Source organism: Mucilaginibacter sp. (genome assembly GCF_025359345.1).
Lineage (GTDB): Bacteria > Bacteroidota > Bacteroidia > Sphingobacteriales > Sphingobacteriaceae > Mucilaginibacter.
In genome coordinates, this window is sequence record NZ_JANYGQ010000034.1 from 94,549 (window position 1) to 109,546 (window position 14,998).

The 14,998-nt window shown below is 43.4% G+C and carries 9 protein-coding genes; 4 read left to right on the forward strand and 5 right to left on the reverse strand.

Annotation, left to right across the window (positions count from 1 at the left end):
• The first annotated feature begins 118 nt into the window (after positions 1 to 118).
• Positions 119 to 2,866, forward strand: a complete 2,748-nt coding sequence (locus tag Q0R52_RS24375; RefSeq protein ID WP_295799853.1) for a PAS domain S-box protein — start codon at positions 119 to 121, stop codon at positions 2,864 to 2,866.
• Positions 2,867 to 3,156: 290 nt separating this feature from the next.
• On the opposite strand, the gene Q0R52_RS24380 is transcribed toward Q0R52_RS24375, so the two are convergent.
• Genes Q0R52_RS24380 through Q0R52_RS24390 form a run of 3 tightly spaced genes read right to left on the reverse strand, consistent with a single transcriptional unit; the run spans position 3,157 to position 5,158 of the window.
• Positions 3,157 to 4,095: a S41 family peptidase gene (locus tag Q0R52_RS24380; RefSeq protein WP_295799857.1), complete on the reverse strand. Its 939-nt coding sequence runs from the start codon at positions 4,093 to 4,095 to the stop codon at positions 3,157 to 3,159.
• Positions 4,092 to 4,670, reverse strand: coding sequence for a hypothetical protein (locus tag Q0R52_RS24385; RefSeq protein ID WP_295799860.1), 579 nt, complete (start codon positions 4,668 to 4,670; stop codon positions 4,092 to 4,094). Before Q0R52_RS24385 ends, Q0R52_RS24380 begins: the two co-directional genes overlap by 4 nt.
• Positions 4,670 to 5,158 carry a sigma-70 family RNA polymerase sigma factor gene (locus tag Q0R52_RS24390; protein WP_295799863.1) on the reverse strand — a complete coding sequence of 163 codons (489 nt, stop codon included), beginning with the start codon at positions 5,156 to 5,158 and terminating at the stop codon, positions 4,670 to 4,672. The genes Q0R52_RS24385 and Q0R52_RS24390 overlap by 1 nt, the downstream gene beginning before the upstream one ends.
• A 387-nt stretch (positions 5,159 to 5,545) precedes the next feature.
• On the opposite strand from Q0R52_RS24390, the gene Q0R52_RS24395 reads away from it, so the two are divergent.
• Positions 5,546 to 8,338: a TonB-dependent receptor gene (locus Q0R52_RS24395; RefSeq protein WP_295799865.1), complete on the forward strand. Its 2,793-nt coding sequence runs from the start codon at positions 5,546 to 5,548 to the stop codon at positions 8,336 to 8,338.
• Positions 8,339 to 8,344: 6 nt separating this feature from the next.
• On the forward strand, positions 8,345 to 9,121 hold the full coding sequence (locus tag Q0R52_RS24400) for a GLPGLI family protein (RefSeq protein ID WP_295799868.1): 777 nt from the start codon (positions 8,345 to 8,347) through the stop codon (positions 9,119 to 9,121).
• A gap of 298 nt (positions 9,122 to 9,419) precedes the next feature.
• Here Q0R52_RS24400 and Q0R52_RS24405 read toward each other — a convergent pair whose 3' ends face one another.
• Positions 9,420 to 10,445, reverse strand: a complete 1,026-nt coding sequence (locus tag Q0R52_RS24405) for a hypothetical protein (protein WP_295799871.1) — start codon at positions 10,443 to 10,445, stop codon at positions 9,420 to 9,422.
• 317 nt (positions 10,446 to 10,762) lie between these two features.
• On the opposite strand from Q0R52_RS24405, the gene Q0R52_RS24410 reads away from it, so the two are divergent.
• On the forward strand, positions 10,763 to 13,663 hold the full coding sequence (locus Q0R52_RS24410) for an ATP-binding protein (RefSeq protein WP_295799873.1): 2,901 nt from the start codon (positions 10,763 to 10,765) through the stop codon (positions 13,661 to 13,663).
• Positions 13,664 to 14,261: 598 nt separating this feature from the next.
• Here Q0R52_RS24410 and Q0R52_RS24415 read toward each other — a convergent pair.
• Positions 14,262 to 14,993 carry a hypothetical protein gene (locus tag Q0R52_RS24415; protein WP_295799876.1) on the reverse strand — a complete coding sequence of 244 codons (732 nt, stop codon included), beginning with the start codon at positions 14,991 to 14,993 and terminating at the stop codon, positions 14,262 to 14,264.
• Positions 14,994 to 14,998 lie beyond the last annotated feature (5 nt).

Consider the following 14,998-nt stretch of genomic DNA (forward strand, 5'->3'; position numbering starts at 1 on the left):
CATAGGCTGTCGCATGAAGCCGCCGCCGCGGATTAACTTCATGGTGTGAAATAAATCCAGGCGTTTTTCATCTTCCTTGAAAACAAAAATTCGTATTTTTCGGTTTTGGAAAAACGATATGCAATTACAGGACAACGAGCAGTTAAATTTGATTGTACAGAGTGCCCCGATAGGCATCTGTATACTTGATGCGGCTACTTTTAAAGCCGAATTACTTAATCATAAATTCCTGGAAATTGCGGGAAAGCCTAGAGAGGCCATTATTGGCAAATGGTACTGGGAAGCTTTCGCCGAAGTCCGCCCATATTACGAAACCGCCCTTAACGAAGTAGCGCGTACCGGCATAGCCTATTATGCCGATGAGGTGGAGTTAATGCTTATCCGTCACGACCGAGAGGAAACGATCTTTGTGACGTTTGTTTACGCGCCGGTGAAGGACGCTCAAGGTAAAGTAGCCAAACTGGCGGTATGGGTACTCGAAAACACCAGCCAGGTAAACGAACGCCGGGCCATTACCGCCAGCGAAGAACGACTAAGGGCGTTGGTTACGGCCACATCTGATGTGATATACAGCATGAGCGCGGATTGGGAAGTGATGCGGGAACTGGACGGACGCGGCTTTTTAACGGATACGAAGGAGCCGGTAACGGGATGGCGCACACAGAATATTCACCCGGATGACCTGGCAATGGTAAACGCGACCATCAACGAAGCCATCCGTGAAAAAAAGATATTTCAGTTGGAGCATAGGGTTTGGCGTACAGATGGCTCGGTGGGATGGACGTTCTCGCGGGCCGTCCCTATCCTCGACGCCGGCGGCGAAATCACAGAATGGTTCGGTGTTGCAGGTGATATTACCGAACGTAAGCGTATAGAAAATGCGTTGCGGGAAGCAAGGGAGCAGGCCGACCAGCAAAAAAGAGTTTACGAAACCATCACCTCAGGCACGCCCGACCTGATGTATGTATGGGACCTGGATTACCGCTTTACCTATGTAAACAGCGCTCTGCTTGCCATGTGGGGAAAAACCTGGGAGACAGCAATAGGTAAAGGCCTGCGCGAAAACGGTTATGAAGAATGGCACGCCGCGATGCACGAACGTGAAATAGACCAGGTACGGGCAACAAAGCTACCCGTTCGGGGCGAAGTGTCTTTTCCGCACGCAACATTGGGCAAGCGTATATACGATTATATTTTAATACCTGTGCTTAACGACGACGGGGAGGTGGAGGCCGTGGCTGGTACCACCCGTGATGTTACCGAGCGAAAGCAAATGGAAGAGGCCCTGGCACAAACCTCAGAAGAGCTGCAGTCTATTAATGAAGAGCTGGCTGTAACTAATGAAGAACAAGCCGCCTCGAACGAAGAGCTGAGCGCCACCAATGAAGAACTGGCTTTTGTAAACCAGCAATTGCTGGAGGCCCGGCAAAAGATAGCGGAAGGCGAAGCGGCACTGCGCCTGGCTATAGAGGCGGCTAATTTCGGTACCTGGTTCATCCACTCCGTAACGCGCGAATTCATTACCAATAGCCGGTCGAAAGAGTTGTTCGGTTATTATCCTGATGAGGATATGTCTATTGAACAGGCACTGGCGCAGATCACTGAAGAATACCGGGGCTTTGTAACCGATAAGCTCGAAAAGGCCATTTATCAGAACGGCGATTATGATGTAACTTACCCTGTAGTGGGGCTGCACGACAACCGGCTGCGGTGGCTGCGCGCCATTGGCAATCTGAAGGCCGATCCGTCCGGAGCTTTTTCGGCCTTTACAGGCGTGTTGATGGATATTACCGAACAGCATTTGGCTGCGCAAAAAATTGAGGAGAGTGAAAAACATTTCCGCCACCTGGCGGACCTAGTGCCCGCCAAGATCAGTAATGCGCTTCCTAACGGCGAGGTTACCTTTTTTAATAAACAATGGCTGGATTACACAGGTATGGGTTTCGAAGATCTGCGTAATTTCGGCTATTATGCTATGATGCATCCTGACGAGGTACCTGTTTTCCAGGAACAGCTGGCCGAAGCTGCCGCTAAAGGCAGACCGCTTGAAAGCGAAATACGGTTTAAGGATACTAATGGTAACTACCGCTGGCACCTGAACATCGCCTCGCCTATACTAAACGAGAAAGGCGAGATCACCATGTGGGTGGGCTCCACTACCGATATCCAGCGGATGAAAGAGGAAGACCAGCGCAAAAGTGATTTTATCGGGATGGTAAGCCATGAGCTGAAAACACCACTTACCTCGCTGAACGCCTACCTGCAGGTAATGCAGGCCAAATATAAAAATTCAACCGACGTGGCTACGCAGAATTCACTCGGACAATCGTTGAAACAGGTTAAAAAAATGACGGCCATGATCAATGGCTTCCTGAATGTTTCACGGCTGGAGTCGGGCCAGATACCTATTAATAAAACGGCGTTCGAACTCCGCGATCTTTTTGCCGAGATAGAGGCAGAAACCGCCCCAATGAATACCTCGCACGCCATCATTTTTAATTGCACCGCCCTGGCGCGGATAAATGGCGACTTTGAAAAAATAGGCCAGGTGCTCAATAATTTTATCAGCAACGCGGTTAAATATTCCAAACCGGGCACTGAGATCCGTGTGAGTTGTTTAACTGATGAAAAACAGGTAACAGTTGCGGTAAGCGACCAGGGTTCCGGTATAAAGCAAGCCGACCTGCCGCACGTATTCGACCGGTATTTCCGTTCGGAAACCCAGGGCCATATTTCGGGCTTTGGTATCGGGCTTTACCTGTGCGCCGAAATTATCAAACGGCATCACGGCAAAATCTGGGTCGAGAGCGAAGTCGGCACAGGGTCGGTATTTTACTTTTCCTTACCGTTGGAAAAAGCGAGGTGATGGTTAGTTATTAGTTACCGTTTAAATTTTTATCATTCAAGCGAAATGCCTGAATTGGTGAGGCTTCGCGTTTTTGAGGTGTGGATGGGGTCGCTAAAACCCGTCGTTGCGAGGAACAGCCTGTCCCGGGTTTTTCGGGACATCAATCTCTGCGGAGTACAATCGAGGAACTTAAGGTTGAAGCGAACCTGCAGCCAGCTGATTGGTTGCCACAAGCTTTTTGGTCCAGGTCACGAGTCGCTGTTGCGCTTTAGGTCACCTTGGCACACGTCGCGCCAGGATGGGGAAATTTATGGCACATTTTGCAGCCATCGCAGTGCGGTAGGAATGATCCGTTCAGCATCAACCGGAACGTCCGGCTGAAGTCTTTCCATGTAGGTGTGCCCATTGCGATCTGCTTCCCAAAAAGCAGCCACCATTAACGTAGCATTATACAACACGTGCGTGAGATTAGCTGTAACATAACCGCCGGTCGGCCCGCCAAAGGACCGCGTCTTTTGTCTTCCAGCCAGGGAGATGGCGACTGCCTCGCCGGCACTTTGGGTCAGCGGGCCAATCAGCACCGCAATTTTACTGTTTGGCCTAATCTTGCAAAGCGATCTGGCGGACGCCAACCGGTTATCATCCAGGTAGGCGTCCCCATTTTTGATATACCAGTTTTGCGATTGCACAAACGAACCTACCTTGCCGTCGCCTATCAGCGGGCCCAAACCTGCCAGCATGGGCCACATATTACCACCCAAATCCATACGAAGGTCTATTATCCAGCCTTTGAGCTTTAAGGGGCCCAGTTTGCAGATGGAATCCCGGATGTCCTGTGCAAAGCGGTCATTGTCCGCCTGGCTCCCCCCATTAAACGGTGGTATCAAAATATAACCGTAAGCATCTGCAAGTACACTGACCTTTAGTTTCGGCGGCCCCTGTGCACGCAGCTGCGCCATCATTGCCGGGCTGATTGCTGGTGCCTGCCAGGCCATCCCGTAGCGCACACCTTTATAAATCAGTCCGCCATGTCCATCTTTTAACCCCGTAAATAACAACCGGACAGCGGGCGCCAGTTCTTTCCGGTAAACTTCTTTTTCCAGGCTGTCCCAGTTAACCTCATTGCGGTGCAGCGCTTCTTTATGCACAATGGACATAACCGTATCTAAAAGATGCCGGACACTGTCGGTGCTTTGCGCATTTGCTGTTAGCGGGTAAACAAAAAAGAGCAGTAAATATTTTTTCATGAGAATTGGGCTAAAACCTGTTTTATGTGGTTAATGTGCTGGCTAAAGCTGCGTTCGAGGCTGAATTGCTTTAGCAGGTAGATGGCTACCAAAAACACGCCGTAGCAAATAATCCGCAGTGCCACCGGTTGCTGGTACCAATCTGCAAACAATGGTTCCGGATGAATTTCCAGTAAGATTACAAAGAGCAGCGCCATAGCCTGCAAAGCAGCAGCATGCCAGCGGATGCCCTTTTCGAGCACCCCTACCAACGCCTCAAAGTGTGCCCTTACCGGGCGGTGAAGCGTTTGCAGCTCATTCAATAGTGACAACCGGTGCCAGTAATAGGCGGCGATAGCGTAGCAGCAAATAATAAAAACCCACATCAGCACATCGTTACCGAACTGGAAAATATTCTGTATGCCCAAAGAAGTACTAACCATCAGCAGCACCAGGAACTTTTTCCGGAAATTTCGCTGCAGGGCCGCCACCGGCCCCAGGCTTCGCTGCTGCAGCGGCGGCATCAATTCAAAATTGGCCGCCTTTGTATTTTCCTTTTGCCTTTCCCAGGCGCTTTTCAACTCATCCAGTTCCATCAGGCTTCCTTTTTTGTTAACTGCCTTAATCTATCCTTTATCCGTTTAACCCGCACACGCAAGCTGCCCTGGCTAAGGCCCAGGATCTCTTCCATTTCTTCATAACTCTTATCCTCCAGGTATAGCATTACCAGCGCCTTGTCCACCTCGTTCAGTTCCCGGATTGCAGCATAAAGCTGGCGCAGCTGACTTTCCTGTTCGGCACCTTCATTATTTTCGGGGCGGTCAAATGCGCCCAGGTCAGGCATAAATACCAGCACCTCCCGTTTTTCCTTACGTAAACCCGAAATAGCTGTATTGAGCGCGATCCGGTAAATCCAGGTTGAGAGCCGCGATTCCTGCCGGAACCGGGGAAAAGCTTGCCAGAGCTGCAGTACAATCTCCTGGAACAAGTCCTGCCGGTTCTCCGCCGTATAGGCATAGAGCCGGACCACCTGGTAAATTATTCCCTGGTGCTCCCGAAGCTGCTCTGCAAAACTTGATTTCAAATTGACTGACACTATCCTATTGGTCGCAAAAAGTACAGAAAGTTACATTGGCAAATAAATAAAGTCCGGCGTATGGGTTTAACCGGCTGATTTTCTATGCCCGGCGCGCAGGGCCGGCAGCGTTTTTTCGCAAGTTGTTTGTATTTTCAAGGTGCTCAAGAGCACTACGCCGTTGTCGGATTTCGCCCGAAGCTTATCTGCTGACGGGAAACCCAAAAAATATGCGGTAAACTAATAGTAGTCCAAAATGTCAAGCAATAATTAATCCACTGACAATAAGCAAATTGCAATCTAATTGCATTATCGACACAATAATTAATGTTAATTAATGTTAATTCTTTTCAGCACTAAAACTTTAGTTGTATTTTAGTGCGGTAAGCCTGACACATGAAACTCACAATTTTACTATTAACAGCCTGTTTTTTATCGACATTTTCGGCCCTTGCGCAAAACCCTTATTCCGTTAAAGGATCGGTTTCTGACACATCGTCGAACTCCAAATTGGTAAACACTTCCATAAGTGTTTTAAACGCCAAAGATTCAACACTTGTTAATTATACCCGGGCAGATGCCGCCGGCGCTTTTTCACTCACCGGCTTAAAAAAGGGTAAGCTGATCTTGCTTGTAAGCTACCCCGGCTATGCCGATTACGTCGAACAGTTTAGCCTCGATTCTGCAAAAACAACGCACAACTTCGGGCACATTAGTATGGTGCTTAAGGCAAAGCTGCTGCAGGACGTGATCATCAAAGCCAGCCGTTCTGCTATGAAAATGAAGGGCGACACTACCGAATTTGATGCAAAGGCCTTTAAGGTGCAGCCGAACGCGAAGGTTGAGGACCTGTTAAAACAGTTCCCGGGCATAACGGTGGACAAGGATGGTAAAATTACTGCCCAGGGGCAAACTGTTAGTAAGGTACTTGTTGATGGCGAAGAGTTTTTTGGCGACGACCCCACCCTGGTAACAAAAAACCTTAGGGCCGATATGGTTGACAAGGTGCAGCTGTTTGATAAAACAAGCGACCAGGCCGCATTTACCGGCATTGACGACGGCAAGAAAACAAAGACCCTGAACATACAGTTAAAGGCAGACAAGAAAAACGGATATTTTGGTAAAGTGGAAGGTGGCGTAGGAACCGATGGCTATTACTCGGGCCAGGCTTTATTTAATAAATTTAAGGCTAAAGAGAAGATCTCGGCGTATGCCATAGTTTCGAATACCGGTAAAACCGGCCTCGGTTGGCGCGATAGCCAAAAATACGGAAACTCGAACCTGGAAGTGATGGACGACGGCGGGCTGATGTTTACCGGCGGCGGCGACGATGAAATTGGCGGCTGGAACGGCCAGTACAACGGCCAGGGTATCCCGCTCGCACGAACGGGCGGCCTGCATTATGACAGCAAATTTGATAAAGATAAAGCAACTATAAACCTCAATTACAAAGCCGGCTCGTTAGAGGTAAAAGGCACCAACAATAGCCTGCAGCAAAACAGCCTTACTACAGGTATTCAAAACACCGATGCGAACCAGGCATATGATAACTTTATTTTCCGGCAAAAGCTGGATGGCACTTACCAGGTAAAACTGGATACCACAGCCAACTTAAAAATAATGGTTGACGGTACATTAAAAAATAATAAAACCGACAATAACGGTATCACGAAAACTACCCGCGAAGATGGTTCGGCACTGAACGATAATTACAGCAATACCAGCAACAACGCCCACACCCAGCTGTTTAATGCCAGCGCGCTTTATACCAAAAAGTTTAAAAAGAAAGGCCGCACCATTTCGGCGCTGATAAGTGAAGCGTACAGCAATGCCGATTCGAAAGGTTTTTTAAAATCCGATGCGCATTTCTTTAACGCGCAGGGCGCTCTTGACAGCCTGCAGCACATCGATCAATATAAAACCAATAAAATAAAAAGCAGCATATTAAACGCAAACTTTACCTATACCGAGCCATTATCGAAAGCATCCTCGTTAATTGTTAACTATGGGCTGGGCGTTGACAATGGGACATCAGACAGGGAATCGTACAACGCCTCGGCCCCGGCGAATTACAACCTGCTAGTGGATTCATTGAGCAACAACTTTAAGCTGAAACAGCTATCGAACCAGGTGGGGGCTTTTTATAATTTCAAAAAAGGTAAGATCACCGTTAACTTCGGCAGCAAGGTAACTGATGTAAGCTTTAACCAGGTTGACCAGGTTAGCGGCAACGAGTTTAAACGGCATTTTGTAAACTGGGACCCGCAATTCAGGTTTCAATACAGGCCATCGCAGCAAAAATATTTTAGCTTTAGCTACCGCGGCAGCCCTACCCAGCCTACTATCGACCAGATACAGCCGGTAGCGGTGAATACCAACCCGCTGCTTATCATTATTGGTAACCAGGGACTTAAGCCATCTTTTAACCACAACATCTCTGCCGATTTTAATTCGTACAAGGTTTTAAGCGGGATGTCGTTTTTTATGTATGGTTATTATTCCTTCACCACTAACCCTATCGTTAGCAACCAGGTAACCGACGCTGTGGGCAAAAGCACTATTCAATATGTAAACCTTAATACAAAATCGCCGTCGAATTTCTATTTGGATGCCAATGTGAGCCGTAAAATGGGGAACAGTGATTTTTACCTTGGCTTCAGCGGCAATGTTAATGGCAATGAGGGCTACAACCTATCGAACGGCGCCCTAAATCATACCAAATCAAACACTGTTGGCGTAAGTTTACGTGCCAATGAATACATACAGAAAAAGTTCGACTTCAACTTTAGCTTTGGGCCAAACTATACCTTCAGCGGCTCGTCGTTACAGCCGGATGTAAATAACAATGGCAGGGGATTTAATGCCAACGGTGGGTTTACCGTTTACCTGCCGGCCAAATTCCAGGTTAGTTCGGATGCCGACTACCAGTTCAGGGCAAAAACACAAACCTTTGCAACCGACTTTAACCGCACCCTGGTAAATGCATCTTTAAACAAAACGTTTTTTAAAGAAGATAATTTAAAGCTGTCGTTAGCGGTTAACGACCTGCTGAACCAAAACAAAGGCTTTGACCGGAACGTGCAGGGAAACTTTATAAACCAAACCACTTATACTACCATAAAACGGTATCTTATGTTTACCGTAACCTGGGATTTTAGCAGCATGGGCGGAGCCGCCGTAAAAAAATAAGCAGACATGAAAAACAAGATCATCACAACTATAGCTTTCCTTGTATTGTGCAGCAGCATGCTTTTTGCGCAAAACGAGCACTTTACCGTACATGGCACCATCGAGTTTGAAAAGAACATTAACATGTTCGCCATGATCCAAAAGCAAATAACGCCCGAGAATGAAGCATTTTTTACGCCCATACTTGAGTCGTACAAAAAAACACAGCCGCAGTTTAAAAAGGTAAAAAGCACGCTCAGCTTTACCGATAATAAGACGCTGTACCGGCCCATCGTACCTACTGAAACCAACGATATGTTTTTTAGTGATATGGCCATGTCGGGACAACCAAATATTATTTATACCGACCTGGATACTAAAACCACCGCCACCCAGAAAACGGTTTACGAGGAGCTTTTTATGGTGAGAGATACCGCCCGCAAAATTAGCTGGAAAATCACTGATGAAACCCGGGAAATTGCCGGCTATACCTGCCGCCGGGCAAATGCGCTGGTGCTTGACAGTATTTACGTGGTGGCATTTTATGCCATACAGATCCCCGTATCCGGCGGGCCGGAATCATTTAGCGGCCTGCCTGGCATGATACTTGGCGTTGCTCTTCCGCACGAAAACGTTACCTGGTTCGCAACTAAAGTGACCGACATGGTCCCCGAGCCGAAAGCCATGGTGATGCCAAAAAAAGGCAAGGTGGTTACCGGCAAAGAGCTAACCGAAACCCTTAAACAGCTGATGAAAAACTGGGGGCCGTGGGCAAACGCGCAAAAAAAGGCGTTGTTGTTATAGGAGATGGGATTTTGAATGTAAAAAGCGACGTGATGGTTGATTTGTAGTTACTGCTCTCCAACCCGTCGTTGCGAGGAACGAAGCAATCTCTACGTAGGACAATCAAGTACCTTTATGTCGATGGGACCTTGCAGCCGACTGATTGGTTGCGATAAGCTTTTGGGTCGAGGGTCACGAGTAGCCTTTGCGCTTTAAGCCATGGCATCGTGTCTGACGATAAAACTTACTGGAGACAGCGTCTCCAGGCATAGTAGTCCGTAGTTTCTACGGACAGCAGAAGAAACTCATAAAGTGCAGTTTATTTTGCCACATTACTGAGCAGCTCCTGACGCCGAAGAAGGAGCAATCGCCTTTTGTTAACCCTGTCCAATATCTTTCGATTTTCACGCAATTGCCGTATAATAACATACATAAAAAACAGAAACAAAAGCAGGAATATTAAGGATTCTTTGATATCAGCACCTTTAAAAATAGACAAAGGTCCATCTTCCACATAAAGCAACATGATAATATTTCGTTGCTGAGGGTCGCGAATTTGCTCCACTTTGCCTTCCAGAAGGTAAATGTTTTGAAAATTCGATCCGGAGGTTCGCAGCTGCGAAGCGAAGAAGGCACTTCTCAAAGCCGGAAGGTTACTGTTGTGAATTCCTCTGGGGAAAGAAAGAAGGATTGGTTTGATATCAAATCTGGTACCGGTTTGACCTGGTGAAATATCCTTAAAATAATGACAAGTGTCAAAATGGTAGGCAGGGTCGTATATTCCATGAAATGTCTTATCCGCAACGCTGTCAGCCTTTCCGCGAATAAATATCCGGTAGGTATAAAAGCCATCGTATGCACTGATGTTTTTTGCCAGTTCCCCTATAGCGGCTTGGTAGTTCCGGTCATCGTCATCAAAAGTATACCAGCCACCTTTAAACGTAAGGATTTGATGATATTTAGTTTCTTCCAAATCAATGAGAAAAAACTTTCCAGTTTCATTGCCAAATATTTTTTTTCTGTCGCGAATGGACCTGTAATTCTTCGCTGCTCCATCGCCTTGCTCCAAACTGACATTCAAGTCATTTATTTTAAGAATCGCTGACCGGATATATCGCGCTTGAAACAATGCCATAATCAAAAGAAATCCGCTAAGGATGATAATGATCGTTCGATTATTTTGCAATTGCCGGACTTCCAAGGAAAGATTGTTATTCGAGTCTTTCTTTTTCGCGAAATGTTGCTTTAACAAAATTAAGGCGGGGAATAGCAACAACAGATTACTGAAAAGCAGAATGACAAAAGTTAAATAGGCGTTGTTTGGGTCAGAGAAAAAATGAAACATACATGGTTGTGATATGGTCGGTTAAACAGTTACAACTGATTAAACGAATTTAGCCATTTTTATTAAATAAATTATTGTAATACTGGATATTATAACTGCCAGCGTGTTAGGAAACAGCCTGTCCCGGGTTATTCGGGAAAGTAATCGCTAAGGAGGACAATTAAGTACCATTATATGTTAATGGAGACAGAGTCTCCAGGCATAGTAGTCCGTAGGTACTAAACTATGGACAGCAGGCGGCGGGGTACCGCATTTTACATATATTTATTTGTGAGATTTTTAGTACATTAGAAGTTATTACCGAACCTAGGTTACAAATGGCAAATATTAAAATTCCCGCAAGATTCGAGAAAAAACTTAATGAGAACCAATATTTAGAAGGAATAGTTAAATCTACGCTTTCGGCATTCGGTGATATTTTAAGAGATAATAAACTTTATTTCTTCGAAGAATACACCGACCATGGAATATCGCATATAGAGAATGTTATGGCCTCGTCCGACAATTTAATTGTGGATAAGACCTTTGATGAAGTTTTGAATAGTAAGGATATAGGCTTTTACCTGTTATCGGTAATATTGCATGACATTGGTATGCATTTGAACCTGGATGGATTTAACGTTCTTTTAGGTGGCCAATTTGATAGCGTTATTGTTAATGAAATAGACAAAGTAACATGGAAGGACTCGTGGAATGATTTTTTAAGTGAAGCGAAAAAATATAGTGGTAAACAATTGAAAAGCGTCTTCGGAGATGAGAACATTGTTATTAGAGATCCTCCTTTAAGCCAACCAGGAAATATAAACAACAATGATAAAATTCTTATAGGTGAATTTTTAAGAAAAAATCATGCAAGATTAGCTCACGAAATAGCTCTTAATGGATTTCCTGGCCGGGGGTTTATAAAGTTTGCCGATAATCTTGATTTGAAAGAAAAATATTTGATTGGCTTAATAGCGAGAAGTCACGGCGTTGATTTAAGAAAGTGCGTCGATAATATAGAACATTATTACGGAAAAAATGCGAAACGCTACCCCTTAAGTGTACACGCAGCGTACCTGATGGTAATATTAAGAACCGCTGACTATCTACAAATTGACAGAAATAGGACGTCGGAAACACTTCTGAAATTAAAAACATTTGCAAGTCCAATTTCGGAATTAGAACATGGAGCCCACCTCTCCGTCGACTCGATCGACGATAAATATCAAGAAGATCCTGAAAGAATTTACGTTTATGCTTCTCCCAAAGATAGCAGAATGTACTTAAAGCTAAAAAAACTTTTATCAGACGTACAGTACGAGTTTGATATCTCTTGGGCGGTACTTGGGGAACTTTATGGAAAAGCGGCTGAAAAACTTGAATTCAAATATCGAAGAATAACTTCAAATCTAAATGAAGAAAGTTTTATTGAAAGGCAAAACTATGTTGCGGATAGCTTTGCTTTTAAAGCGAACGATGAAATAGTTAAATTATTAATTTCTCCATTGTATGGGAACGATCCAAAATACGGTGTAAGAGAGTTGTTGCAAAATGCCGTCGATGCATGCAACGAACGGGATCTAGTTGAAAAGGATAGGTTAAACAACTCCTATGAACCGATAGTTAAAATTGCTATAGTTAAAGAAATTGATGATTTTTTCTTTTGCATAATAGATAATGGCATCGGGATGAATGTTGACACAATAAAAAATTATTTTTTAAGTGCGGGTTCTTCATTTAGAAAAAGCGCCGATTGGCAAAAAGATTTCGTTGACGAATTTGGTAAGGTAAAAGTTAGAAGAAGTGGGAGATTTGGTGTTGGGGTGTTGGCTGCATTTTTAATAGGTAAAGAAATTACTGTTGAAACTAAAAATTATAAAAGCCTAGGTGGCTTTATTTTTACGGCGAATATTAACACAGATCAAATTAATATCACCAAAAAGGACGATCTCCCAATAGGTACTACGATTAAAATAAAACTTGATAAAAATATTCTGACGGCGCTTGGCCCTGATGGAACCAAAGATAAATATGGCAATCATAACAGTGGTGTTATATGGCATCAATGGTATACGCTATCTCGTCCTAAAATAGAATGCTCTTATCTAGAAGAAAAGATTGAATCTTACAAGAACTTTAATCCTGATTTATTGGATGAACTTCCCATACAATGGAACGCTATCGACTTTCAAGGATATAATAAAATACTATGGACCAATAGCAGGAATTTTTGCGCCTGGAAGTTTATCTGCAATGGGATCGTCATTCCTTTTGCGAATGTTTCTGACATTGGTTTAATAAATGATTCTAATTTAAGAATTTCTGTTTTTGACAACAATGGTTTCTTACCATTATCATTAAGCAGAGACCAATTAACTAACGAATTACCATTTTTAGAAGAACTTAGACGAGACCTATATAAGGACTTTATTGCTTATCTGTTAACGTCTAAGGTTAACCAAAATATAACCAACAAATACACGTATTTCAATCAAAAGTTGGGTTATCCGGATCCTTTCACCTATAGAAATACCGATTATTTCCACTATGGCAATCAATGCTATAATATGGAAGAGCGAACTAATTATTCTGTATCTAATTTATTAAATACTATATTGATTGGAAAAACAGGGTTTATTTTGAATTACAATTACTTTATTAAAGAATTAGAGACAGTAAAAATACTTTTTGTACAATTTAGTTCAAGTGATTTTAACGGAAATATTGAATTAGATTTAAAGGACCGCTTTATGGAACTCACCAACGCAAATATCAATTCCATATACGATTATGCAGCAGCCCTAGAGCCTAGTTATTTTAATTATATTACTCGGGAATTTGATGATCCTTGCGCTACAGTTTTTATGAAAAATTCTAAATATAACTTTCTTTTTCAAGCGGATAAAAAAAGATTAAGTGTATGGTTGAAAAACCTTTGCAAGGTTAAATTTGTAAAAAAACAATGGGTGTGTTTAACAATGGGCAATCCCAACGAAAGTATCATCACTGATGGCTTTCTAAACAAATATCCTAATTTAAATTTTATAAGAGAACATGAAGTTAAAAGCCTTTATAGGGGAGACTTTATTTTAGATGAATTATTGGAGAAATACATAGGAAAAGAAGTAATTATTCCGTTTGAATTAGAGAAAAGAGCTGAAAAATATCCTTTAGCCTTCAAGGAGTTAGATAGGTATATGCAGAAATATAGGAAACTTTGGGATCAGGAAAGATAGGTTCCTTCAATCAAATGTAAGGGGGACGTACAACAATCTTTAAACAAAACAGCATCAATTCCCAAACTCGACTAACGATCATTTAGTAACATAAGCCTGATGCTGACCTGTACATGGTTTAGGACATTATCCATCTATGGCTTATTTTTAAATTGGGTTGAAAGATTTTTCCGTATTGCATCTTTTTCCAAACCCTCCTTGTAACTACTATACAGTCCAGCATCGTTTCCTTCGTAAGTTCCATCAGAATAAACAATCATACTGATTACAATAGTTGGTGTAGTTGCAAAAGAGGACTCTATGTTTTTACAAATTATGGTTTCTGTGGACTTTGGTGGTATGGATACTTTAAATTTTTGAGTTGTGATTAAATTTTTGTCAGGTTGCCCCCCGCTCCCGCAAGCTTTTTTTTTCGCTGCCGCAAGACTCACGTCTTGTGGCCCGCTGACAGGTAATAAAGCGGAAAGTAACCCAGCAGCTAATCAATAATAATCTTAATAGTATAGATTTTACATTCAAATAGTCCGCTTGCTGGTAAACGTGCTACCTAAACGCGCACGACATGGCTGGGTGGTAGCGGAAAATGGGTAACAGGAGTCTATTTAATTAAATACTGAAAAGTTGTAGATGGATTGCCGGTTCGGTCACTATTAGTTACGATACTGCTTGTTGGAAATCCATCGCTATTATAAACATAAGTTGTAATAGCGCCAAGACCCACGTCTTTGGTAACATTGTTTATGAAACTCACCGGAGTTCCCATTAGAAACATCAAACTAAAATTTCTGGCCCCTATCATTGACAACGGATGTTTTTTATCATCATATTGATAGGTATCCGATTGCTTTAAAACACAACATTGCGCATATCCGGCCAGGTTACCAATTGCGTCATACGTAAACTGTTGACTTCCCTCAAGCGAAGATGATACTACCTGCTTCTGAGAACTGAGCGTAAAGGAATAGGTGTTAGTTATACCAGGATCGGGGGTGCTACTATTTACTGTAATAACATTACCAGTGTAAACGTACTTATCGCTTGTTTGCAGAATATCGTTTTCATTGTACGTAACTACGGTAGCCAGATTGTTATTGTCGTCATATGTGTATTTGTATCGATTACCTACAGAAACCTTTAATTCTGTAACCCGGTTTTTCTCGTCGTAACTATATTGATTAGTAACAGTTAGCAACCCGTTAGCAGTTACAGAAGTACTTGATTTAAGCAGGTAAACCTTGTTACTGTTTACAGGCTTTGTTGAGCTGCTCTTACTGCAGCCCAAAAGTAAAATTGCTGAAAAAAATAAAACTGCAAAAAAATTTTGTTTCATAACAC

Coding starts and splice junctions, on each gene's coding strand:
- Q0R52_RS24375 (WP_295799853.1), top strand. CDS start 119: ATGCAATTACAGGACAACGAGCAGTTAAATTTGATTGTACAGAGTGCC.
- Q0R52_RS24385 (WP_295799860.1), bottom strand. CDS start 4,670: ATGGAACTGGATGAGTTGAAAAGCGCCTGGGAAAGGCAAAAGGAAAAT.
- Q0R52_RS24415 (WP_295799876.1), bottom strand. CDS start 14,993: ATGAAACAAAATTTTTTTGCAGTTTTATTTTTTTCAGCAATTTTACTT.
- Q0R52_RS24405 (WP_295799871.1), bottom strand. CDS start 10,445: ATGTTTCATTTTTTCTCTGACCCAAACAACGCCTATTTAACTTTTGTC.
- Q0R52_RS24410 (WP_295799873.1), top strand. CDS start 10,763: ATGGCAAATATTAAAATTCCCGCAAGATTCGAGAAAAAACTTAATGAG.
- Q0R52_RS24380 (WP_295799857.1), bottom strand. CDS start 4,095: ATGAAAAAATATTTACTGCTCTTTTTTGTTTACCCGCTAACAGCAAAT.
- Q0R52_RS24395 (WP_295799865.1), top strand. CDS start 5,546: ATGAAACTCACAATTTTACTATTAACAGCCTGTTTTTTATCGACATTT.
- Q0R52_RS24400 (WP_295799868.1), top strand. CDS start 8,345: ATGAAAAACAAGATCATCACAACTATAGCTTTCCTTGTATTGTGCAGC.